Raw genomic sequence first — 22,672 nt, forward strand, 5'->3', positions numbered from 1 at the left:
TCTAACGCAAGTGGTTGCACCAGGCTACAGGCTTATGCCAAACTGTGATGAAGCTGGAAACAAAAGGATTTTCTGATGCAACGCGTCACGGTCACGCTGCCCGAAAGCCTGTGTCAGGATGTGGATCAGTTTGTTCAGGACCGCCAATATGACAACCGTTCCGAAGCGATGCGGGACTTGCTGCGTCTGGGGCTGCGCGGGGCACAGGAAAACGCCCAGGAAAATGCACAGGGCGAGGCGATGGGCGTGCTGAGTTATGTCTATGACCACCATACCCGCGATCTGGCCAGCCGGTTGATGCATCATCATCACGACCACCATGCGCTTAGTATCACCACCAGTCATGTCCATCTGGATCACGACACATGTCTGGAAACCGCGATCCTGCGCGGCCCTGCCGATGCGTTGCGTGCCTATGCGGACGGCGTGCTTAGCCAGCGGGGGGTGATGCATGGCAATCTGTTTCTGATTCCGGTGAAAAGCCATGCGACCGCGCATGACCATGGCCACGGTGCGGCGCGTCACGAACACCTGCATGTCAGGGACAGTTTCTGACATGTGCATGGCCTGTGCCGTGATGCGGGGTCAGCGAATGGGGCACTTCCTGCCCGTGCGCCAGCATCAGTGCCGCATTGCCCAGAACGTCGCGGGCGGGTCCGTCCGCGCAAATGCGGCCCTGATCAATCAGCACCACGCGCGGGCACAGTTCCAGCACCAGTTCCAGATCATGGCTGGCAATCAGCATGGCTTGCTTCATTCCCGCAAGCAGGGCAATCAGCCGCCGCCGCTGGCGCATATCCAAGGCGGCTGACGGCTCGTCCAGCAGCATAAGGTTGGGTTGCATGGCCAGTGCGCCAGCGATACAGGCGCGCCGTTTTTCCCCGCCCGACAGGTGGTGGACGGGCCGGTCCTCCAGTCCGGCCAGCCCGCAATCGGCCAGCGCCCGCGCCGCGCGTGCGTGCGCTTGGGATGCGGGCAGTCCCAGATTGCGCGGCCCGAAGCTGACATCCTCGATCAGGGTCGGGCAGAACAGCTGATCCTCGGCCTGCTGGAACACCAGCGCGATATCAGGGCGGAACTGGCCGGCCTGCACCGGCCGTCCCCCCATCGTGACGGTCCCCGCCTGTGCAGGCAACACGCCTGCAATCGTGTGAAAGAAGGTCGTCTTTCCAGCGCCATTGGGGCCGACAATTCCCATGCGCTCGCCCGCGGCAAGGCTGATTGACAGGTCTGACAGCACAGCCCCATGTCCCGGCCAGCCAACTGCAAGGGCGTCAAGTTCCAGCATGCTTACAAGACCCTGTCCAGCCATATGATCCCCAAAGCCGCCACCAGCGCGGCCCCAATGCCAACCCAGTCAAGGATTCGCAGCGGGGCCACCGGCATGGCCAGCCCCGTGTTATAGCCCCGCAGGCGCATCGCGGCCCATACCCTTTCGGACCGGGCCTGCGCACGGATCAGCCCTGTGGCCAGTGTCCCCGCATGATCCGGCAGGCTGCGCCAGCCCGCGCCGCGCCCGCCGCGCAGCCGCCGCGCCAGTTGCGCGCGGCGCAATTCGGCCGCAACCTCGTCCAGATAGCGCAGTGTCAGAAATGCCAGATCGGCCATCAGCGCGGGCACACCCAGCCCCCGCAGCGCGCCTACAAGCTGGAAGGGCGACAATGGTGCCAGCAGGGCCAGCGTCAATGTCACGATGGACAGCAGCCGCACCGCGATCAGCAGGCCCGCCTCCACCCCTTCTTGTCGCACTGCCAGCGGCCCGATTTGCGCCAGCACGCTTTCCCCCACGATCAGCGGCAAGACCAGCATGAACCCCAGCGCCAGCAGCGCGACCCCGCGCAAGCGGCGCAAAACCAGCCATGTCTGGCCTGACGCCAGCGCCACGCCCGCCGCCAACAATACGACCAGCGCCAGCACCGCCAGCCCCTTCAGTGCAGCGATGCCAAACGCCAGCACCAGTGCAATCACCAGACGCGCGCGCGGGCACAGGGCGGATTCAGACATGTGGCAACAGTCGCGGTTCGACCCGCCGCAGCACACGCAACAGCGCCATGACGACCACGCCTTCGGCAACGGCCAGCGGCAGATGGGCCAACAGGAAAACACCCAGCGCGACCCGCTCGGCGCGGGCGTCCAGTGTGACCGGCAGACCGGCCAGCACGATTGCGGCAAATATCGCCAGCGCCGCAGCGACCGCCCCGCTGCCAGCGGCAAACCCCGCAATATCCGGCCAGCGCCGTGCGCCGATCCGCCAGATGCCAAAAGCCATCAGCGCAGGTAGACCAAGGATCAGCCCGTTCAGGCCCAGTGTCGTGATCCCGCCATGGCCAAACAGCACCGCCTGCAAAAACAGCCCCACCAGAATCGCGGGAACCGAAAACCAGCCCAGCATGACCCCCATCAGCCCCGCCAGCATAAGATGCACAGATGTCGGCGGCACAGGTATCGCCACCAGAGAGGCCGCGAAGAACACAGTTGTCAGCATCGCCACGCGCGGAATTTCTGCATTCGGGTCGGGCAGGGCCTTGATGCGCGACAATGCCAGCGCGGCCATTGCCGCACTGGCCCCATACCCTGCCAGCGCAAATTCGATGGGCACGATCCCGTCAGGCAGATGCATCAGGCCGCCCCTTTTTGCGCAGCACAAACAGTGCCGTGCCAAACGCCCCCCACGCCACCAATGCGATCATCACAATGCGTTGCAGCCAGCTTTGTGCGCCTGTGGCCGTGACAATCACCGGCGTGTCCCCGCCCATATGCACATGCGCCATTGCGCCATGTCCGGACTGGCGCACCTGCACCGACCAGCGCCCCGCGCGTGCATCTGGGATGAACTCAAACCGCCCGTCGCGATCGGTCACGCCGCGCCCCCACGGACTGTCGGGGTCATCGGGCGCATAGATGATCACCTGCGCATGTGACATCGGCTCTCCGGTGTCATAGAAGGCATGCAGGCGCAGGGCCTGTGCGGTTTCCGCGTCGATCAGGGCGGCATGCGAAAATGCAGCCAGCGGGGCAATGCACCCCGCAACAAGGACCGCCAGTGCGGCCAGACCGGAACGCCACTGCAGGCCGCGCGCCCTGTCCGGCAGTCCCGAACCCGTCGCGCCCGTTGCCGGTTTGCAGTTCCTGTGGAAGGCAAGTGTCAGCGGGGCAGTCTTTGTCATCGCGGTGACCTTTCCGGTTGGCATTGTCGCATTCTCAGGGCCGGACGGCCACGGCCATAGTGGTGATGAAGCGGATCGCCGCAACCCGTCCATCAAATTCCGAATAATCGTCGCCTGCATCGGCTACTGGAATTTCCAGCATTGCGCGCAGCACCCATGACCCCGGTTCAGGCAGGCTGATTTGCGCCGTGCCCGTGCCCGTCTCGGTGATCAACGCCTCGGTGCCGGTGTCACCAAAGGCCGTGAACAGGGCCAGTTGGCCGGCATCCAGCGGCGCGCCGTTCCAGAACAGCTGCACATCCAGCGCGTCGCCCGTATGCAACGTGGTCGGATCGGTCAGGGGCAGCATTTCAAATGAAATTCCGGCGGGTTGCGGTGTCTGCCATGTGCCATGCCGCCACCATGCTGTCGCATCGCGGACCGACACAGCCGAAGAAATGATCTGCTGCGGGGACTCAATTTCGTCGACAAAGCGCGCAGCGGACTGGCGGTCGCCATTTGCGTCAATCCATGTCGTGAACACACGCGCGGGATTGGCCAGATGCACACGCCATGCGCCTTGTGGCGCATCCTCATTCAGGACAATCCGGCGCATCAGCGCGTCGCCTGATTGCAGGCTCAGGCCGGTCGCGGCGTCAATGTCATGGTTCACGCTGGCATTCGCCGCCGGATCAAACGGCAGGGCAAGCGAGGTCCCCTCAGGTGTAATCAGGTTATAGGCACTGATGCGTGCACCGGGCAGGAACTCGGATAATGGCATCGGTGTGTGCCCCCAGCCCGCGCTTGTGACGATGGCGGAAAACAGCGCGCCTTCGTCCCCGTGCCCGTCATTCCCTGCCGACATTGCATTGACCCACAGATCATGCCCCGAGGCAGGCCCCGACATCACGACCGAACCTAGCGCCAGCGCCAATAGCTTGATTTTCATGCGCTTCATAGCAGTCTCCGCGTTTGTATGACGAAATGATTATTTTGTCATACGCGCTTCCTGCCTGTCGTCAAGCGCCGCAATCGGGCGCGGCATGCGGCAGCACACCACCTTGTGGAAAGCCCGTTTCCGCTGGAAAATCACAGTGGAAACCCCCTCACCGGCGCCCGCTTGGGCCAGCATCCGTAAAGCTGCATCTTTTCAGCGTCTTATGCAGTTGCATAGGAAGCGGGCGTTTTTCCTGCCATGCTGCCCAAGGCTGCGGCATTTTTTTATCAAAGATCGCAGTGCACAGCGCAAGGAGGCCCGAACACCCATGTCCGACACCCCCAATGACCGAATCGAAACCTTCTACGAGGTGATGCGCGCGCAAGGCATCTCGCGGCGCAGCTTCATGAAATACTGCACCCTGACCGCGACCGCGCTGGGCCTTGGCCCCGCTTTCGTGCCGAAAATCGCGCATGCAATGGAAACCAAGCCCCGCACGCCGGTCATCTGGCTGCACGGGCTGGAATGCACCTGCTGTTCCGAAAGTTTCATCCGATCCGGCCACCCGCTGGCCAAGGATGTGATCCTGTCGATGATCAGTCTGGATTATGACGAATTGCTGATGGCCCCTTCGGGCCTTGCCGCGCAAGCGGTGCTGGAAGAAACCATCGCCAAATACAAGGGCAACTACATTCTGGCCGTCGAGGGCAACCCGCCGCTGAACGAGGACGGGATGTTCTGCATCTCGGGCGGCAAGCCATTTGTCGACAAGCTGAAACGTGTGGCCAAGGATGCGAAAGCGATCATCGCATGGGGGGCCTGCGCGTCCTATGGCTGTGTGCAGGCCGCAAGCCCCAACCCGACACAGGCGACCCCCATTCACAAGGTCATCACCGACAAGCCCATCATCAAGGTGCCCGGTTGCCCGCCGATTGCCGAGGTGATGACAGGTGTGATCACCTATATGGTCACATTCGACCGGATGCCCGCGCTGGACAGGCAGGGCCGCCCGCTGATGTTCTATTCGCAGCGCATCCACGACAAATGCTACCGCCGCCCGCATTTTGACGCGGGCCAGTTCGTTGAAAACTGGGACGATGAGGGCGCGCGCAAGGGCTATTGCCTGTACAAGGTCGGCTGCAAGGGTCCGACGACGTATAACGCCTGTTCGACCGTGCGCTGGAACGAAGGCGTCAGCTTCCCGATTCAGGCCGGTCATGGCTGTATCGGCTGTTCCGAGGACGGGTTCTGGGATCAGGGCAGTTTCTATGACCGCGTAACCGATATCACCCAGTTCGGGGTCGAGGCCAATGCCGACCGTGTGGGCCTTGCCGCTGTGGGTATTACCGGCGGCGCGGTTGCGGCGCATGCCGCCCTTTCGGCGCTGAAGCGCGCGCAACAAAAGGCTGTCGGCCATTCCAACGCCGCCAAGGCCGCCAAAGAGGAGGCATAACCCATGCTGCAAACACCAAACGGCTATACAATGGACAATTCCGGCCGCCGCATCGTCATTGATCCGGTGACGCGGATCGAAGGGCATATGCGCTGTGAAATCAATGTGGATGAGGATGGCGTGATCCGCAACGCGGTCAGCACCGGAACCATGTGGCGCGGGCTGGAGGTGATCCTGAAAGGGCGCGACCCGCGCGATGCATGGGCCTTTACCGAACGCATTTGCGGTGTCTGCACCGGCACGCATGCGTTGACTTCCGTGCGTGCGGTGGAAGATGCGCTGGGCATCCAGATCCCCGACAACGCGAATTCCATTCGCAATATCATGCAGCTCAATCTGGAAATTCACGATCATATCGTGCATTTCTATCACCTGCATGCGTTGGACTGGGTCAACCCCATCAATGCGCTGCGCGCCGACCCCAAGGCGACATCCGAGTTGCAGCAGATGGTCAGCCCGGCGCATCCGTTGTCCAGCCCCGGCTATTTTCGGGATGTTCAGAACCGGCTGAAGAAATTTGTGGAATCCGGTCAGCTGGGCATTTTCAAGAACGGCTATTGGGACAATCCGGCCTATAAAATGCCGCCCGAAGCCGATTTGATGGCAACAACGCATTATCTGGAGGCACTGGATCTGCAACGCGAGGTTGCCAAGATCCACACCATATTCGGCGGCAAGAACCCGCATCCGAACTGGCTGGTGGGCGGCGTGCCCTGTCCGATCAATATGGATGGCGTGGGCGCGGCGGGGGGCGCGATCAATATGGAACGGCTGAATCTGGCCAGTTCCATCATCGACAAATGTATCGAGTTCAACAACAACGTCTATATCCCCGACGTGATCGCCATCGGCAATTTCTATCGCACATGGCTGCATGGCGGGGGGTTGTCGTCGCAGGCATGCCTTGCCTATGGTGACATTCCTGAAAACGCCAATGATTTTAGTGCCGGTCAGTTACATTTGCCGCGCGGCGCGATCATCAATGGCAACCTGAATGAAGTGCATGACGTGGATGTGCGCGACCCCGAACAGGTGCAGGAATTCGTCGACCACTCTTGGTACACTTACGGCGAACCGGGGCGTGGTCTGCACCCCTGGGACGGCATATCAGAGGCGCAGTACGAACTTGGCCCCAATGCCAAAGGCACGCGCACCGATATCCGCGAACTGGACGAGGCCGCGAAGTATAGCTGGATCAAGGCCCCGCGCTGGCGCGGACATGCGATGGAAGTGGGGCCGCTGGCCCGCTATGTCGTGGGCTATGCCAAGGGGCATGAAGATATCAAGGATCAGGTGGACGGGCTGTTGCGCACCATGGACCTGCCATTTGATGCGCTGTTCTCGACGCTTGGACGCACAGCGGCACGCGCGCTGGAATCGGAATATTGCGGGCGGTTGCAGAAATACTTCTTCGACAAGCTGGTGGCCAATATCCGCAATGGCGACACCCATACCGCCAATGTGGAGAAATGGGACCCGAAAACATGGCCCAAGGAAGCCAAGGGCGTGGGCTTTACCGAAGCCCCGCGCGGCGCGTTGGGGCACTGGATCCGTATCAAGGATGGCCGCATCGAGAATTATCAATGCGTGGTGCCGACCACCTGGAACGGTTCCCCCCGCGATGTGCAGGGCAATATCGGCGCGTTTGAGGCCAGCCTTATGAACACGCCCATGGAACGCCCCGATGAACCGGTCGAAGTGCTGCGCACCTTGCACAGTTTCGACCCGTGCCTTGCGTGTTCCACACATATCATGTCGCCCGATGGTGACGAATTGACAACTGTGCGCGTGCGCTAAGGGGGGATGTAGCGATGGCATCAGATCCTGACGTGGCGGGGGCCTCCGCCACCCCCTTTCACAAGGCGGGCACGCATAAGCAAACCTCGGTCTATGTCTATGAAGCGCCTGTGCGCATCTGGCATTGGGTCAATGCGCTTGCGATCCTTGTGCTTTGCGTGACCGGCTATTTCATCGGCAAGCCGCTGCCTAGTTTCACTGCGCAAGAGGCCACCTATCAGTTCTTCTTCGGCTATCTGCGTTTTGTGCATTTTGCGGCGGGCATGGTGCTGACCGTGGGGTTCTTCGGGCGGCTGTACTGGGCCTTTGTCGGCAATCACCATGCGCGGCAATTGTTCAGCTTTCCGTTCTGGTCGCGGCATTTCTGGGCCGAGGTGGTGTTTGAAATCCGCTGGTATCTGTTCATGGCCAGGGAACCCAAGAAATACGAGGGGCACAACCCGCTGGCGCAGCTTGCCATGTTCTTCTTCATCACCGTTGCAACGGTGTTCATGATCGTGACAGGCTTTGCGCTGTATGCCGAAGGGCAGGGCATGGACCACTGGATGTACAAGGCCTTCGGCTGGGTCATACCGCTGGCGGGAAACAGCCTTGATGTGCATATGCTGCACCGGATGGGCATGTGGGCGATGGTGGTGTTCGTGATTGTGCATATCTATGTCGCCGTGCGCGAAGACATCATGTCGCGGCAGTCGATCATCTCGACCATGATTTCCGGGCATCGCACGTTCAAGGATGATCGTCCGGACTAGGTTTCGGCGTGAATCACGGCGAAAGGAACGGCCCTTCGGGGCCGTTTTTCATTGCCCGTGGTGGAAAGTTACTGATCGTAAGTCTGAAAAATGGAAACTATCTTATCATAATGCCGCGGCGCGGCATGCGGTGGAATACCATTTTTTCTTATATCTTTCATATTGTTATAAATTTCCTTCAAAAACAGAAAAAGCTGCATTCGCGGCGCATGGAAAGTTATACTCTGTCCTTGGCGCAAGCTGCAAAGCCTGCGACCAGCCAGCCCGGCAAGATGGAGGAACCCGTGGCCAGCCAGACCCAACCCGCCCGTATACTTGTGCTTGGCATCGGCAATGTGCTTTGGGCCGACGAAGGCTTTGGCGTGCGTTGTATCGAACATCTGGCCGAACACTGGGCCTTGCCTGCGCATGTGCATCTGATGGATGGCGGCACACAGGGGCTGTATCTGCTGCCTTTTCTGGAAGATGCCGATGCGCTGATCGTTTTTGACGCAGTTGATTACGGGCTGCCCCCTGGCACCATGAAGATTGTCGAGAATGATCAGGTGCCCGCCTTCATGGGTGCGAAGAAAATGAGCCTGCACCAGACCGGTTTTCAGGATGTGATCGCCACAGCGCAACTGATGGGATATTGCCCCGAACAGATGCTGCTGATCGGTGTGCAACCCGTCGAACTGGAGGACTACGGCGGCGGCCTGCGCCCCTTGACCGCCGCACAGATTGAACCCGCTGTGCAAATCGCCCTTGCGCGCCTGCGCGAGTGGGGCGTTGATGCGCATCAGGGCCGCACCATAACCGGCGATCTGGCCGATCCGTCCATCGCGCGCGACGCCTACGAATCCGGCCGCCCTGCGGAAGATGTGGCGTGCCGGACGGGCGACGACCGCTTTTTTCCTGTGAAGGCGTGATCCGCATGTGTGTCGGAACCCCTATGCAGGTGATGGCCGTTGACGGAATTGCCGCCGATTGCACCGACGGCACACGGCGCGAAACGGTCGATCTGTCGCTGGTGGGCGATGTGTCGGTCGGCACATGGCTACTGACCCATCTGGGCTGCGCCCGCGAGGTTATATCCGAACAGGACGCGCGCCAGATCATGGCCGCACTGGACGGGCTGCGCGCCCTGATGGCCGGCAAGGGGCTGGGCGATGCCTTTGCCGATCTGGAGGCCCGCGCGCCTTCGCTTCCCCCCCATCTTCAGGCCGCACTCGATGCCGGTCACACCAAAGGCTGAGGAGGTCTTATGTCCCACCCGCTTCTGACCCGCCTGACTGCGGAATTCGGCTGGCCGCAGCTTGATACGCCCGACGAACTGGCCGCGCATCTGGCGCAGGATGGTCTGCATTGCCTGTTCATACCCGGCGATCCGAAGCGCAATCTGGAAACCGCTGATGCTGCCGTGATCCTGCCCGAACTGCGCAAGGCGTTTCAGGACCGTTTCGATTGCGCGTTGGTGGGCGATACGCTGGAAGCGGCCTTGCGCGAGGCGACACGCGTTCTGAAAACCCCGTCCTTCCTGTTCTATGACGGGGATCGGTTTCTGGGCGGGATCGCCAAGATCCGCGACTGGGACGATTACACAACCCGCATCCCCCAAATCCTGACCGCGAAGTCCGAGGTGTAGCCATGCAAAGCCCTTTCACCCTGCCGCCTGCCGGTTTCGGCCCCGGGTCGCAATCGACTGACGAGGCGCTGGAATATATCGCGCTGCCATCGGGCATGCGCACCTATGTGCCCCATATGCCCGAAATCGACGACCCCGACAGCGCCGCCCCCGTGCTGGCCGTGCTGGACCAGATTGCGCAAGCCTGTGATCTGGTGGCCCGCGAGGGGGGGCGCGCGCAGATCGGGCTTGATACGCTTGCGCCCTCCGCGCGCAAACTGCTGGCCGAAACGCTGGGGCATGGGGAGGTGTCGATGAAACTGCGGGGCGTGCCGGCGGTCGCGGTGCAGGAAAGCGTCTTTGCCGGTGTGTGGGTGCTGCAGGGCGCAGGCGTCGATATGGTAGAGATTGGTCCCGTGCCGGAACTTGCCGTCACCCGCGCCCACCAGCCGCACCGTGCGACCGCGCCCGATACCCCGCGCGCGCCTGGTGTGGTGAATGCCCCCGCATTGCTGGCCGAACTCGGCGATAAATCCGCCACATACCGCCCCGGCGCAGAAATCCATGTCGTCAACCTGACGCTTCTGCCCCACACGCCCGAGGATCTGCACCACATGGCGCAAGTGATGGGCGAGGGCGCGGTCACGATCCTGTCGCGCGGCTATGGGAACTGCCGCATCACAGCGGCGGCCATGCCCCATGTCTGGCGCGTGCAGTTCTTCAACTCGACCGACACGCTGATCCTTGACACATGGGAAGTCACGCAAATGCCCGAAGTGGCCATTGCAGGGCCGGAAGACCTTGCCGACAGCGCAGACCGTATCCGCGAAGTGCGCGGGGCGATGGCATGATCCCCCCGCGGTTTGAAGGCTCATATCTTGGCGCAGGCGCAAAAATCACGGCTGCGGCTGTGCTGGAATGCAAGATCTGCTGGCATGTTTATGACCCCGCGCTTGGTGATGAAAGCCGCCAGATCAGTGCGGGCACGCCCTTCACGGGGTTACCGCATGACTGGACCTGCCCCGGATGTGGCGCTGCGGCGGAACAGTTCATGGTCCTGCGCGACACAGGTGCCGCACCGGACGCGCTGGACGCCGCAGTCGCGCGGCTGGAATCCGATTTCCGCGAAATCTATAATGGCAAGATGCGTGATGTGCCGCTGTGCAACCATTCGCTGCATGTGCAGGCAGTGGGGTTCCAGCCTTGGGGCGGGCATTATCTGGGCGTGCTGATTGCGCCGTGGTTCATGAATCTGGTGTTGCTGGCGGGATCGGATGATAACTGGACCGCGCTTGAACCGGGGGCAAAGGAATTGATCGGCTTCCCGTCGGGGCAGTATGAATTCATCCATAATGCGCGCGAACAGGTGGGCGGCTACAAGGCATGTTCGCTGTTTTCACCCATGAGTGATTTTAACAGCCAGATGCAGGCTGTCGATGTGGCGCGCGCGATCATGGTCGGGCTGTTTGATCCCGCTGCGCTGGAGCGTCTGGAAGATGCGGCCCAACCGCTGCCGAAATCCGACCCTGCCCCACAGGTCGCGCCCGCAAAACTGGCGCGCGCCCGCCCGCTGGAGCGCCGCGCCTTCATTACAGGGCAGGTCTAGTGTGATGGACGGCGCGTTGCAGATCACGCATGACGCGCAGGGCTGGTCGTTCGACCTGCCCGACCCGCCTGCGCTTGGCGCGCTTTTGCGTGGCCAAGCTGCGCAGGCCGTCGCTGATCTGCTGCCGCGTCTGTTCAATCTGTGCAGTGCTGCGCAGGGAATGGCCGCGCGCCTGTCGCTTGGTCTGCCCCTTGACCCCGACACCCCAGATACCCTTGCGCACGAGGTGCTGCGCGATCACCTGCTGGCGCTGTTCATTACCCTGCCGCGCGCCGCTGGCCTGCCCGCCGCGCCCTTGCCCGCTGGCTGGCAGGCCCGTCCTGATCTTGCGCCCGCGCTTTGGGGTGGCCCGCGTCCGATCGTGCTGGCGCAATGGATGGCATCAGGGCAGGGGCTTGCGCCCTTGGTTGCGCGCGTGGCTGACCTGTTCGGAACGCAAGGCTGCGTGCCGCCTTTGCCCTTCGCGGCGGCCCATAATGCCGACAGCTCTGCCCCGCTGGAAAACAGCCCCGCCGCGCGCCATGCAGGTGACCCGCTGATGCGTCAGGCGGAATTGCTGGCCGGACGCGGTGCGCTGTGGCGCCTTCTGGGGCGTATTTGCGATGCCGAGGCGGCGGCGCGCGGCCAACTGCCCGCACCGGAACTGCGCGCCGATGGCATGGCGCTGGTTCCCGCCGCGCGGGGCGTCTATGCGCTGCGCCTGCAAACCTGTCAGGGGCGGGTCACCAGTGTATGCCGGATCACACCCACCGTTCATATGCTGGCGCCGGATGGCACGTTGCGCCATGCGTTTGCCACCCTGAAGCGGCCCGCCCTTGCGGCGCTGCTGGTCGCGCTGCATGATCCCTGCCTGCCGGTTACATTGAGGGAGGTGGATCATGCATGAAATGTCGCTTGCCGAAGGTGTCCGCCGGATCATTGATGCACAGGCACAGGCGCACGGGTTCAGGCGTGTCACGGTATTGCGGCTGGAAATCGGGCGCTTTGCGGGGGTTGAAAAGCCTGCACTGGAATTTGCGCTGGATGTGGTGCTGCGCGGTTCAAGCGCCGAAGGGGCAGGGATCGAGATGATCGACCTGCCGGCGCGCGCGCTGTGCTATGACTGCGGCGAAGTGGTCGAGATCGCCGACCGGCTGGACCCTTGCCCGCTTTGTGGTAGTGGCAGGATCATGCCACAGGGCGGTGATGAAATGCGGATCAAGGATATGGAGGTGACCTGATGTGCACAGTTTGCGGATGCAGTGAAGGGCCGAAGATCGACGGCACAGCCCATGCGCATGGCCACGCGCATAGCCATAGCCACGGCGATACGACCCATACGCACGCGCATGATCACGCGCATGACCATGACCACAGCCACGACCATGCCCATTCCCACGGCGCGGATCATGACCACCACCACTACGGCCAAGGGGCGGCGGGCGTGTCGGTGCCGGGCATGTCACAAGCGCGCCTGATCCAGATCGAGACTGACATACTGGCCAAAAACAACAGCTATGCGGCGTCAAACCGGCGCGTGCTGGCGGCGCTGGACGCTTTCGCCGTGAACCTCGTCTCCTCGCCCGGTTCGGGCAAGACCACGCTTTTGTGCCGCACGATTCAAGCGCTGGGCGACCAGCCTCTGGCGGTGATCGAGGGCGACCAGCAAACCAGCAATGACGCCGACCGTATCCGCGCGACGGGTGCGCGGGCCGTGCAGGTCAATACCGGCAAGGGCTGCCATCTGGACGGGCATATGGTGGGGCACGCGATGGATGACCTGCACTTGGCCCCGCAAAGCCTGCTGTTCATCGAGAATGTCGGAAATCTGGTCTGCCCTGCCGCCTTCGATCTGGGCGAGGATGCGAAGGTCGCAATCCTGTCCGTGACCGAGGGCGAGGACAAGCCGCTGAAATACCCCGATATGTTCACCGCAGCACGCGTTGCGATCCTCAACAAGATTGACCTTGCCCCCTATTGTGACGCCGATCTTGACGCCTATGAGGCCAATCTGAAACGCATCAATCCCGACATTACGGTGCTGCGTGTCTCGGCGCGCACGGGCGAGGGGATGGACGCATGGCTGGGCTGGCTGCGCGCGGGCCTGCGCGCGAAAGCCCGGCCATGACCCGTTCCGCACGCCCCGCGATCCTGCTGGTCGATGACGAGCCGCATTCGCTGGCGTCCATGCGCATGGCGCTGGAGGATGATTTCGACGTCCTGACCGCCGGCAGTGCCGATGCGGCGATGACCCTTTTGCGCGATGAATGGGTGCAGGTCATTTTCTGCGACCAGCGCATGCCGGGGCGGACAGGTGTGCAACTGCTGTCCGAGGTGCGCGCAAACTGGCCTGAAATCGTGCGCATTATCATCACCGGCTATACTGATCCCGGCGATATGGCCGATGCCATCAATGCCGCCGGTATTTACCAGTTTCTGACCAAACCCTGGCACCCCGACCAGTTGCTGATGGCCGCGCGCAATGCCGCCGATCTGTTCGCGATGACGCGTGAACATGAACGCCTGTCGCTGGAGATGAAGCATCTGGGCACGACCACGGAAACCAAGCTGGAAAAGCGCCGCCGCGATCTGCGCGAGCGGCAGGGGTTTGACGCGATCCTGCGCAGCCCGCAATCGCGCATGAACCATGTGGTCGACATGGCCCGCCAATATGCCAGCTTCGATGTGCCCGTGCTGCTGTCGGGCGAGGCGGGGACTGGCAAACAGGCGCTTGCGCAGGCGATGCACCACGCCTCCTTGCGGGCTGACAAGCCGTTTCTGGCGCTGAATTGCGCGGGTCTGCCGGATGATCTGCTTGAACTGGAATTGTTCGGTGCGCGGCGCGGGGCGGTGGCAGGGTTGGCAACGAACCGGATCGGGCTGTTGCAAAAGGCCGATCGGGGCACGCTGTATCTGGGCGGCGTCGAAACCCTTAGTCCCAGAATGCAGATGGCCCTGATGCGCGTCCTGCGCGAGGGCGCGCTGCAGCCGTTGGGCGGGCATGAAATCGTGCGCTCCAACCTGCGGCTGATTTGCGGACTGACCGGCGATTTGCGTGCATTGATGGCGGACGGGCAGTTGCGCGCCGATCTCGGCTATGCGATTTCCGCAGGCGAAATCACGGTGCCACCCCTGCGCGGGCGGCGCGGCGATGTGGCTATTCTGGCAACGGCCTGCCTGTTTGATGCGGCTGCAATGCATGGCAAGCAAGTCCGCGGATTTGATGATGTGGCCTTGGGGTTTCTGGAAAATTACGACTGGCCCGGTAATCTGCGCGAGTTGGAAAACGAGGTCACGCGCATGCTGATCTTCGCACAGGAACAGACCCTGGGCGCGGACCTGATTTCGCGCCATATCCTGCAGGCCGACCCAAGCGATGACGGCGCCGACCGCGTGCTGGAACCGATCCTGACCCGCGAGGGGACGCTGAAAGACCGCGTCGAGTTGATGGAGATGCGCATTCTGCGCGAAACCCTGACGCGCCACCGCTGGAACAAAAGCCGCGCTGCTGCCGAACTGGGGTTAAGCCGCGTGGGCCTGCGCGCCAAGATCGACCGCTACGGAATAGACGATCCCGGCGGAGTAGCTGCCATTGAAGAGGAGGACTGAGCGATGTGTCTTGGCATTCCCGGCCGGATTACGGCCATAACGGATGAAACCCGTCTGATGGCCATGGCCGATGTGTCCGGCGTGCGCCGCGAAGTGTCACTGGCCCCTGTTGCCGACCGGCCCTTGTCGGAACTTGTGGGCCAATGGGCGCTGATCCATGTGGGCTTCGCGATGGCAATCATTGACGAGCAAGAGGCCGCCCGCACATTGGAGGCGCTGCGCGATCTGGGCGAGGCGCAGGAAACCCTTGAGGCCATGGCCGAGGGCGCGAAAGCACTGGAGGGGACACAATGAAACACGTCACCGAATTTCGCGACCCCGTTCTGGCAAAGGCGCTGCTGTCCGAGATTGCGCGCCTGACCGACCGGATCAGGGCCACCCGTGAAAACCCCGTGCATATCATGGAGGTGTGCGGCGGGCATACCCACGCAATCTTCCGCTTCGGTCTGGACAAGCTGGTGCATGACGGGATCGAATTCATCCACGGGCCGGGTTGTCCGGTCTGCGTGCTGCCGATGGCGCGCGTCGATGAATGCATCGAGATTGCCGAACGCGAAGGTGTGATCTTTACCACCTTCGGCGATGCCATGCGCGTGCCCGGAACGCGCGGGTCATTGTTGCAGGCGAAAGCGCGCGGGGCCGATATTCGCATGGTCTACAGCCCGCTTGATGCGCTGGAAATCGCGCGGCGAAACCCCGACCGCGAAGTCGTGTTCTTCGGGCTGGGGTTTGAAACCACCACCCCCTCGACCGCCTTCGCCATTCAGGCCGCCAGCACCGAGGGAGTGGCGAATTTCAGCGTCTTTTGCAACCATATCACCGTGCCCGAACCCATCCGTGCGCTGCTGAATGACCCGCATATGAAACTTGACGGTTTCATAGGGCCGGGACATGTCAGCATGGTGATCGGCACGCACCCGTATGATTTCATCGCGCAGGAATTCGGCAAACCGATTGTCGTGGCGGGGTTTGAACCGATTGATCTGCTGCAATCGGTGGCCATGGTCCTGCGCCAGATAGCCGAGGCACGCGCCGAGGTGGAAAACCAGTATGCCCGCGTGGTCCCCGAACATGGCAACCCCGCATCGCTGGCCGCAATTTCCGATGTCTATACCCGCCGCCCGTCATTCGAGTGGCGCGGACTGGGAGAGATTGATGCCAGCGGTTTGCGCATCCGTCCGGCCTATGCCGCCTTTGATGCCGAAGAGAAATTCGGCGTGGGCTATGCTATCGCAACCCGCCCTGTCCCCGAACCGGAAGGATGCGCCTGCGGGGCTGTAATGACAGGGCGCATCAAGCCCGTAGCCTGCCCGCAATACGGCAAGGGCTGCACGCCCGAAATGCCCTTGGGCGCGCTTATGGTAAGTTCGGAAGGGGCATGTGCGGCCTATTGGCAGTATGGCGGTGCGCGCGGCGCGGCCGCGTGACGGGCCGCAAGGTCGCAGTGAGTATTTTTGGCAAGATGAAGGAACGGGGATGGCACTGCGCGACAGTCATGTGACCATGGCGCATGGGGGCGGGGGGCGCGCGATGCGTGACCTGATTGACGAGGTTTTCACATCCGTTTTCCAGCCGCCCGGACGCGAAGATCAGGCGCGTCTGATGGACGGCGCGTTGCAGGATACAGGCGCGCGGCTGGCGTTTACGACAGATGGCTATGTCGTCTCGCCACTGGAATTTCCGGGCGGGGATATCGGCAAGCTGGCCGTGTGCGGCACGATCAACGATCTGGTAGTGGGCGGCGCGCGTCCCCTGTGGCTGTCAGCGGCGTTCATTATCGAGGACGGCACCGAGATTGCCCTGCTGCGCCGCATCGTGGCCAGCATGGCGCGCGAGGCGGCGGCTGCCGGTGTGCGCATTGTGACAGGCGATACCAAGGTGGTCGGGCGCGGCGCGGCGGATGGCGTTTTCATCACCACATCCGGGATTGGCGTGGTTCCACCGGGGCTGGACCTGGGTGCGGGCAGGATACGGGTGGGGGATGCGATCATTGTCAACGGGCCGCTTGGGGATCATGGTGCTGTGATCATGGCCAGCCGGGGGGATTTTGCGCTGGAAACGCAGCTGGTGTCGGATTGTGCGGCGCTGGATAAGGTGATGGAAGCCGCGTTGCAGGTGGCACCGGATGTGCATGCGGCGCGCGATTGCACGCGCGGGGGGCTGGCCTCGGCGCTGAATGAACTTGCGCTGGATGCGGGCGTCGGCATGATGCTTGATGAAACTGCCGTCCCGCTGCGCCCCGAAGTGCGCGGGGTTTGTGAAATCCTTGGTCTGGACCCGCTGTATCTGGCAAATGAAGGACGGCTGGTGCTGTTTGTTCCGGCCGTGCAGGCCGGTGCCGTGCTTGCCGCGATTGCGGCCCTGCCCGAAGGCGAGGGGGCCGCGATTATCGGGCGGGTGGTTGACGCGCATCCCGGTCAGGTGCGTATGCAAAGCAGCTTTGGGGGAAGCCGCATTGTCGATATGCTGATCGGGGACCAGCTTCCGCGAATATGCTAGGATACCTGCAAGATCGCGTGCCGTTTTGTGTAATTGAACACGCGACCAAAAAAGATTGCGTTCAGACGCGCCGCACTTGATAAATCTCATCCCCGCGAAGCGGCAGCAGGCGCTCTGCCATTTCGCGCTTCAGGAATGCCAGCCTGATGTCCTGTGCCGTGCTGCGCGCTTGCATAGCGCCAAGGGCGACGAATTCCGGCAGAACATGACCTGCGCGGATTGTCACTTCGACCGTTGCCCCGTCAAGGGTAAAGCGCCACAGATAGGGGCCGGGCGGGGCGCTGATCACGTCCTTGCCGCCCAGATCGCGATCCACCTGATACCGCCCGTCGGTCAGGGCGCGGGTGACGCATTCCACCGCATCGCGCCCTCCGGGGCCGGAGAAGGCCGTCAGCACATGAATGTCACGGCGGGGCAAGGGGCCGGTTCCCAGTGCGGCGAACCCTGCCTGCATGGCCTTCAGCCCGTGAGCAACCCCACCGGGGAAGCCGCCCCCGTGATAGGCCATGAGCGTGGCGAAATCGAAGGTAAGTACCTGATCGTTTTCGGTCACGGAAATGCGGTCGTGACTCATGCGGGCACCTGTTCGGTCAGGTGTCGCAGGTTTGGAAGGAACGTGTCCAGAAAGCGGGTTGTTGCAGGCATGAAATGGCTTCCGTGATGATAACAGGGATCAAGCGAGGTCACGATCATCCGGCCCGGTGTGCTGGCACGGTCGTCATAGGCAATGGGCCGGCCCGAAGTGTCGCGTACCAGAATCTGCGCACCTGCGGGCGGGTCGAAATACCCGTGCAGATGCCATGTCACATGGGCATCGGTCATGTTGTGCAGCAGCGGGTGTGCGGATGCGATCGTCACACCCAGATTTGCCCCCGGCGTCAGCCACCACCACCAATTCGTATCGACAGGCGTGAAGGCCACATGCGGCAGCCACAAATCACTGCGGCTTTCACCCATGGCAACGATGGTGCCGCCCGCGGCCAGATGCGCCGCCAGCAGCGCACGCTGCGCGATCATGCGTTGCGGCGGGGTGCGGCAGGTCACAAACAGCACATCCTCCGGCAACAGGGTGGCCCCGATTTGTTCCGGGGAAATCACCAGATCGAAGCTGTCGCGGTAGCGCGCCCCTTCCAGCGCCTGGATCTGGTAGTAGCTGCCTGCGTTGGTGGCAATCAGGCGCGGCGCATCGCGGGTATCGCGCGGGCGTGCAGGCGTGGTGAAGGCGTGCGCATCAGGTGGTGTGGCCACGCGCGGGGCGGTATCTGCCACGCAGGGACCGCCGCCTGCCCAGTCGATCAGGTTTTCCCAGACCTGCGCGCCGATCTTGTGCATCGTCGCAATCTGGGCCAGATCATTGCCCGCATGACTGAATATTACGCCCCCTGCGGGCCGGTGCCAGACCCAATCGACGGGAACATGTCCCCCAAGTGTGTTCAACACCACCGCGCCCGCAGGTGGAGGATTGGCCCCGCGTCCGTAAAAGCCTGCAACACCCTTGTTGGTTTCCAGTTCCTTAAGGTCGAAACCGCTGAAAATCGGGTGCAGTTGCTGTTGGCACAGGGTGAAATCGGCGCGTTTGGGGGCTTCGATCGGTTGATAGGGTTGCAACCCTTCGACCAGCGGGCGGACCAGATGCCCGTTAAACACCCATCGTCCGCCCGCATTCAGAAACCGTGCCAGCGCAGGGCGCAGCGCCATCATGGCGTCCTGATCAAGCAGCATGCCGGTGATCAGGCCACGATGGGCCAGCAAGGCAGCCTCCGTCAGGTCGGCATGCGCGATGACGCGGACATGGCCGGCCGCTTCGGCCTGCCTGACGGGTTCGGGGGGCTGGCCATGGCCAGATTGCAGCCAGATCACGCGCATAATGCGTCCTTTCCTGTGAATTCGGGCAGCATCGCGATGCGCCCCTTCGGTCCGTCAGGGCGCACCCAATGCATGGGGACGCCGTAAAGTTCAGCCATCAGATCAGGGGTGATCATCTGCGCGACCGGCCCCTGCACCACAGCGCCGCCCGGCATCATCAGGACCACGTCATCGGCCACGGCAAGCGCGTGGTTGGGGTCATGTGTGGTGAAAACGATCGCCCGATCGCGCGCCTTGTTCAGCGCCGCGACCAGTGCAAGCGTGCGCGCCTGATTGCCCAGATCCAGCGCGGATGTCGGTTCATCCAGCACCAGCGCATCTGATCCGGTGGCCAGTGCGCGGGCAATCAGGATCATCTGGCGCTGCCCGCCAGACATGCGGTCATAGCGCAGAGCGGACAGGGAACAGGCGCCGACCTGCACCAGTGCGGCATGCGCGGCTTCGGTATCATCCGGTCCGGGCTGGCCGAACAGGCCCAGCCGCGCGGCGCGGCCCATTGTCACCACCTCCAGCCCCGACAGCTTCGCCTGTGATGCGCCGTGCTGGGGCACATACCCTACAATCGCGGGCGCGTGGCGGCGGCCCTGATCCAGCGGCTGAAACCCCAGAATACTGCGCAATAATGTCGTTTTGCCACGCCCGTTCGGCCCCAATATGGCGGTCGTGCGCCCCAGCGGTACGTCAATCGACAACCCTGCAAACACCCGCAGCGCGCCAAATCGCAGGCTTGCGTCCGACACCCCGATCATGAGTGCCACGCGCGTTTGAAATGCTGGCGCAGCAAAACAGCAAAGACCGGCGCGCCAATCAGCGCAGTCAGCACGCTTAGGGGTATTTCTGAAGCTGTCAGCGTGCGGGCCAATGTGTCGATTAGAACCAGATAGCTCGCACCCAGAAGTGCCGATGCCGGAATAAGGCGGCGGTGATCTTCCCCCACGATCAGACGTGCGGCATGGGGTACGACAAGGCCGATCCAGCCGATAATGCCTGCAACAGCAACCGATGTGCCGGTCATCATCGTGGCTGCCAGGAAGATAAACCAGCGTTCGCGATCAGGGTTCACGCCCAGTGATCGCGCCTCTGCTTCGTCCAGTGCCAACAGGTTCAATCTGTAGCGTAGCGACCACACAAGTACCAAACCCAGCGCCATACCGGGCACAGCCAGCCCCAGCCGCGCCCATGTCGCCGTCGAGAATGAGCCCATCAACCAATAGACAATCGCAGGCAGGGACGAATTGGGGTCGGCCAGAAATTGCAGCACAGATACCAATGCAGCAAAAAATGCCCCTACGATCATACCTGAAAGGATGACGGTCAGAACCTCGGTCCGGCCATTGATATGGGCCAGCAGTCCAACCAGAACCAACGCGACCAGCCCGAACACAAAGGACATGCCCAGCAGAACCACCCCGTGAAAGCCCAGCAGGATGGCAAGCGCCCCGCCAAAGGCCCCGCCCTGGCTGATGCCCAGCACTTGCGGGCTGACCAGCGGGTTGCGGAAGACGCCTTGCAATGCCGCCCCACCCACGGCCAGCGCGGCCCCCGACAATGCCGCCAGCAGGACGCGCGGCAGGCGCACCAGTTCGACAATACGTTCGTCCATGGTGTCCGCGCTGCCTGATAAATCCCAGACCCGCGCCCACAGGATTTCCACAACCCTGAGCCAAGGCACCTCAAAACGTCCGGCGCTGATGGAATACAGCATGGCCAGCACCAGACAGGCCACCATCGCGGGAAACACCCCAAGGCGCAGCGCCATTCGCGCGCGCCTTGGGGCCTGATCCAGTGCAATACTCATGGCGCTGCGAATTGCGCGTAATTCGCCTGACCGCCCTGCATATCCATCCACAGGATTTCGTCGATATCCGCATCTGTCAGGTCATGGCCATACAGCACTTGATAGGCCGTGCGCATTTCCGCGCGCAGGTCATAATCGAACAGGTCCGGATGCAGCAGATTTGCCGTCCACATCCATGTCAGGGGGCTTTCCTGATTGGGCGGGTCCCAGCGATAGCCGCCAAGCGGCATTTTATAGACGCGGCCCGATTGCGCCGCATTTGTCAGTGACAGGATCGGGTCATTCATGATGCGATCAAGGGTCAGATCAGCCTCGAAGGAATTCAGAAAAATGACATCGGGGTTCCAGGTCGCAACCTGTTCAACATTGATATCCGCCCAACCGCCGACCATGTCTTCGGCCGCATTCCGCCCACCGGCAAGCATGTGATACCATGCGTTATAGTTGTTTTCGGTGCCCGATGCGCGCAGGTTGTCCATTGCGCGCAGCAGATACAGAACGCTGGGGCGATCCTCATCTGCCAGTCCTGCTGTGCGCGCTTCCATGTCGGCCTGCACTTCGGCGCGCCATTCGATCAGCGGCGCAATCCGTTCCGGCCTGCCCATCGCGGTTGCCGCCATGGTCATATATTCGCGCGTCAGTTCCTCGGACCCGTAGCGGATGGTCATAAGGTTCAGGCCCGCATTCGTGATCGGGTCAATGTAGTCCGGCCCGCGTCCGGCCCATTGGATGACCAGTTCGGGGTTGACGCGTGCCAGTTCTTCCACATTCGGGATGAAGTTCGGCGCAGTGATGTCTGACGGTATGTCGCGCGCTTCGGGAAAAATCTGCCCAAGGATACCTTCCATGATTGCGGATTTCGCGGTCGGGTTCATCCCCACCAGCCGGTCTGTCGCCCCGTCAATCGCAATCAGTGTTGATGCCATGGGGATGGGAATTGACGCGATCCTTTGCGCGGGCGCGGGCAGTGTGACCTCGCGGCCTTCATGGTCCGTGAATGTTACGGGTTCTGCGGCAAGGGGGGGCGCAAACAGGGCGGTACAAACAAGAAGGTGCAGTCGCATGGCGGGCCTTTCGTGGCATCGCCTCGGCCATTGGGGCCATTTCTGCGCAGACGGGCAGGGCAGGCTGGGCGCGAGGAGCGGTTGAGCATAACCTGGCGCGACCAGAGGGGTCCTAGCTTGGCACGAGATTTGTTTAGTGATTTAGTCGGATATTGTCAACGACTGACAGGCACGCGCGATTCCAACCGCTTGCACAAGCCGGTTCCGGCGCATCCCGCCTGAAGATAAGAATACACATGGACACTTGGAACCGCGTCGGCTAGCGTGCATGCTGCCAAGGTTCCGCATCTGCGGATTAATAGGGAATACAGGATCGGGTCCAACCCGCTATCTGTAGCTGCCCTCGCAACTGTAGGCGGCAAGGTTCTGGTCAAACCACTGGCATAGCCGGGAAGGGACACAGAACCATTCGAGCCGTAAGCCAGGAGACCTGCCTTTGGCATAACCCTAACCGCCGGCGAGGTGCCCGGCTGGAGGAATGGCATGGCAAAAGACATTTCGCCCAATGATTCGGGCGCGCATTCTACAGTCCTGACGTCCCGACGGCTGGCCCGCGTACGGCC

Annotated in this window: 26 protein-coding genes and 1 riboswitch; of the genes, 16 read left to right on the top strand and 10 right to left on the bottom strand. The window is 62.2% G+C overall.

Annotated elements, in window-relative coordinates; all coding sequences use genetic code 11:
• The first annotated feature begins 75 nt into the window (after positions 1–75).
• Positions 76–555 (top strand): nickel-responsive transcriptional regulator NikR, encoded by a 480-nt coding sequence (gene nikR / locus ACTIE1_RS09965; protein ID WP_439562488.1) that lies wholly within the window; start codon positions 76–78, stop codon positions 553–555.
• Here nikR and ACTIE1_RS09970 read toward each other — a convergent pair.
• From ACTIE1_RS09970 to ACTIE1_RS09990, 5 genes are read right to left on the bottom strand one after another with little or no spacing between them, the layout of a single operon-like run.
• Positions 539–1,288, bottom strand: a complete 750-nt coding sequence (locus tag ACTIE1_RS09970; RefSeq protein ID WP_439562487.1) for an energy-coupling factor ABC transporter ATP-binding protein — start codon at positions 1,286–1,288, stop codon at positions 539–541. The two genes, nikR and ACTIE1_RS09970, sit on opposite strands and share 17 nt — an antisense overlap.
• A 2-nt stretch (positions 1,289–1,290) precedes the next feature.
• Entirely contained in the window at positions 1,291–2,004 is a 714-nt protein-coding gene (locus ACTIE1_RS09975) for an energy-coupling factor transporter transmembrane component T family protein (protein ID WP_439562486.1), read from the bottom strand.
• The gene (gene cbiM / locus ACTIE1_RS09980; RefSeq protein WP_439562485.1) at positions 1,997–2,620 is read right to left on the bottom strand and encodes a cobalt transporter CbiM; all 624 of its coding nucleotides are present in this window, start codon (positions 2,618–2,620) and stop codon (positions 1,997–1,999) included. Before cbiM ends, ACTIE1_RS09975 begins: the two co-directional genes overlap by 8 nt.
• The gene (locus tag ACTIE1_RS09985) at positions 2,607–3,167 is read right to left on the bottom strand and encodes a carboxypeptidase-like regulatory domain-containing protein (protein WP_439562484.1); all 561 of its coding nucleotides are present in this window, start codon (positions 3,165–3,167) and stop codon (positions 2,607–2,609) included. The genes cbiM and ACTIE1_RS09985 overlap by 14 nt, the downstream gene beginning before the upstream one ends.
• 34 nt (positions 3,168–3,201) lie before the next feature.
• Positions 3,202–4,104 carry a DUF4198 domain-containing protein gene (locus tag ACTIE1_RS09990; protein ID WP_439562483.1) on the bottom strand — a complete coding sequence of 301 codons (903 nt, stop codon included), beginning with the start codon at positions 4,102–4,104 and terminating at the stop codon, positions 3,202–3,204.
• 307 nt (positions 4,105–4,411) lie between these two features.
• Here ACTIE1_RS09990 and ACTIE1_RS09995 point away from each other — a divergent pair, with 307 nt between their 5' ends.
• The 15 genes from ACTIE1_RS09995 (at position 4,412) to hypE (ending at position 17,381) form a co-directional block, all read left to right on the top strand.
• A complete protein-coding gene (locus ACTIE1_RS09995) occupies positions 4,412–5,536 on the top strand; it encodes a hydrogenase small subunit (RefSeq protein WP_439562482.1) in 1,125 nt (374 codons plus the stop codon).
• Between the two features lie 3 nt (positions 5,537–5,539).
• Positions 5,540–7,333, top strand: coding sequence for a nickel-dependent hydrogenase large subunit (locus ACTIE1_RS10000; RefSeq protein WP_439562481.1), 1,794 nt, complete (start codon positions 5,540–5,542; stop codon positions 7,331–7,333).
• 14 nt (positions 7,334–7,347) lie between these two features.
• The gene (cybH, locus tag ACTIE1_RS10005; RefSeq protein WP_439562480.1) at positions 7,348–8,085 is read left to right on the top strand and encodes a Ni/Fe-hydrogenase, b-type cytochrome subunit; all 738 of its coding nucleotides are present in this window, start codon (positions 7,348–7,350) and stop codon (positions 8,083–8,085) included.
• Positions 8,086–8,357: 272 nt separating this feature from the next.
• Complete coding sequence (locus tag ACTIE1_RS10010; protein WP_439562532.1) at positions 8,358–8,993, top strand: HyaD/HybD family hydrogenase maturation endopeptidase; 636 nt, start codon at positions 8,358–8,360, stop codon at positions 8,991–8,993.
• 5 nt (positions 8,994–8,998) lie between these two features.
• Positions 8,999–9,319 (top strand): HypC/HybG/HupF family hydrogenase formation chaperone, encoded by a 321-nt coding sequence (locus ACTIE1_RS10015; RefSeq protein WP_439562479.1) that lies wholly within the window; start codon positions 8,999–9,001, stop codon positions 9,317–9,319.
• A 9-nt stretch (positions 9,320–9,328) separates the two neighbouring features.
• Positions 9,329–9,709, top strand: a complete 381-nt coding sequence (locus tag ACTIE1_RS10020) for a hydrogenase accessory protein (RefSeq protein ID WP_439562478.1) — start codon at positions 9,329–9,331, stop codon at positions 9,707–9,709.
• A 2-nt stretch (positions 9,710–9,711) separates the two neighbouring features.
• A complete protein-coding gene (locus ACTIE1_RS10025; protein ID WP_439562477.1) occupies positions 9,712–10,539 on the top strand; it encodes a hydrogenase expression/formation protein in 828 nt (275 codons plus the stop codon).
• Positions 10,536–11,294, top strand: a complete 759-nt coding sequence (gene hybE / locus ACTIE1_RS10030; RefSeq protein ID WP_439562476.1) for a [NiFe]-hydrogenase assembly chaperone HybE — start codon at positions 10,536–10,538, stop codon at positions 11,292–11,294. The genes ACTIE1_RS10025 and hybE overlap by 4 nt, the downstream gene beginning before the upstream one ends.
• Before the next feature lie 4 nt (positions 11,295–11,298).
• Positions 11,299–12,180: a hypothetical protein gene (locus ACTIE1_RS10035; protein WP_439562475.1), complete on the top strand. Its 882-nt coding sequence runs from the start codon at positions 11,299–11,301 to the stop codon at positions 12,178–12,180.
• Positions 12,173–12,514: a hydrogenase maturation nickel metallochaperone HypA gene (gene hypA / locus ACTIE1_RS10040; RefSeq protein ID WP_439562474.1), complete on the top strand. Its 342-nt coding sequence runs from the start codon at positions 12,173–12,175 to the stop codon at positions 12,512–12,514. Before ACTIE1_RS10035 ends, hypA begins: the two co-directional genes overlap by 8 nt.
• On the top strand, positions 12,514–13,401 hold the full coding sequence (gene hypB / locus ACTIE1_RS10045; protein ID WP_439562473.1) for a hydrogenase nickel incorporation protein HypB: 888 nt from the start codon (positions 12,514–12,516) through the stop codon (positions 13,399–13,401). Before hypA ends, hypB begins: the two co-directional genes overlap by 1 nt.
• A complete protein-coding gene (locus tag ACTIE1_RS10050) occupies positions 13,353–14,882 on the top strand; it encodes a sigma-54-dependent transcriptional regulator (protein WP_439562472.1) in 1,530 nt (509 codons plus the stop codon). Before hypB ends, ACTIE1_RS10050 begins: the two co-directional genes overlap by 49 nt.
• A gap of 3 nt (positions 14,883–14,885) precedes the next feature.
• Positions 14,886–15,176 (top strand): HypC/HybG/HupF family hydrogenase formation chaperone, encoded by a 291-nt coding sequence (gene hypC / locus ACTIE1_RS10055; protein WP_439562471.1) that lies wholly within the window; start codon positions 14,886–14,888, stop codon positions 15,174–15,176.
• Positions 15,173–16,309: a hydrogenase formation protein HypD gene (hypD, locus tag ACTIE1_RS10060; RefSeq protein ID WP_439562470.1), complete on the top strand. Its 1,137-nt coding sequence runs from the start codon at positions 15,173–15,175 to the stop codon at positions 16,307–16,309. Before hypC ends, hypD begins: the two co-directional genes overlap by 4 nt.
• Before the next feature lie 49 nt (positions 16,310–16,358).
• Positions 16,359–17,381, top strand: a complete 1,023-nt coding sequence (gene hypE, locus ACTIE1_RS10065; RefSeq protein WP_439562469.1) for a hydrogenase expression/formation protein HypE — start codon at positions 16,359–16,361, stop codon at positions 17,379–17,381.
• Between the two features lie 61 nt (positions 17,382–17,442).
• Here hypE and ACTIE1_RS10070 read toward each other — a convergent pair whose 3' ends face one another.
• Genes ACTIE1_RS10070 through ACTIE1_RS10090 form a run of 5 tightly spaced genes read right to left on the bottom strand, consistent with a single transcriptional unit; the run spans position 17,443 to position 22,109 of the window.
• Positions 17,443–17,955: a hypothetical protein gene (locus tag ACTIE1_RS10070; protein ID WP_439562468.1), complete on the bottom strand. Its 513-nt coding sequence runs from the start codon at positions 17,953–17,955 to the stop codon at positions 17,443–17,445.
• Positions 17,952–19,247, bottom strand: coding sequence for a hypothetical protein (locus ACTIE1_RS10075; protein WP_439562467.1), 1,296 nt, complete (start codon positions 19,245–19,247; stop codon positions 17,952–17,954). Before ACTIE1_RS10075 ends, ACTIE1_RS10070 begins: the two co-directional genes overlap by 4 nt.
• Positions 19,238–19,996 carry an ABC transporter ATP-binding protein gene (locus ACTIE1_RS10080; RefSeq protein ID WP_439562531.1) on the bottom strand — a complete coding sequence of 253 codons (759 nt, stop codon included), beginning with the start codon at positions 19,994–19,996 and terminating at the stop codon, positions 19,238–19,240. Before ACTIE1_RS10080 ends, ACTIE1_RS10075 begins: the two co-directional genes overlap by 10 nt.
• A complete protein-coding gene (locus tag ACTIE1_RS10085; protein ID WP_439562466.1) occupies positions 19,993–21,045 on the bottom strand; it encodes a FecCD family ABC transporter permease in 1,053 nt (350 codons plus the stop codon). Before ACTIE1_RS10085 ends, ACTIE1_RS10080 begins: the two co-directional genes overlap by 4 nt.
• Entirely contained in the window at positions 21,042–22,109 is a 1,068-nt protein-coding gene (locus tag ACTIE1_RS10090) for an ABC transporter substrate-binding protein (protein ID WP_439562465.1), read from the bottom strand. The genes ACTIE1_RS10085 and ACTIE1_RS10090 overlap by 4 nt, the downstream gene beginning before the upstream one ends.
• Positions 22,110–22,369: 260 nt before the next feature.
• A riboswitch (cobalamin riboswitch) is annotated at positions 22,370–22,561 on the top strand.
• The last annotated feature ends 111 nt before the right edge of the window (positions 22,562–22,672 follow it).

Source organism: Roseinatronobacter sp., from assembly GCF_051859525.1.
Taxonomy (GTDB): Bacteria; Pseudomonadota; Alphaproteobacteria; order Rhodobacterales; family Rhodobacteraceae; genus Roseinatronobacter.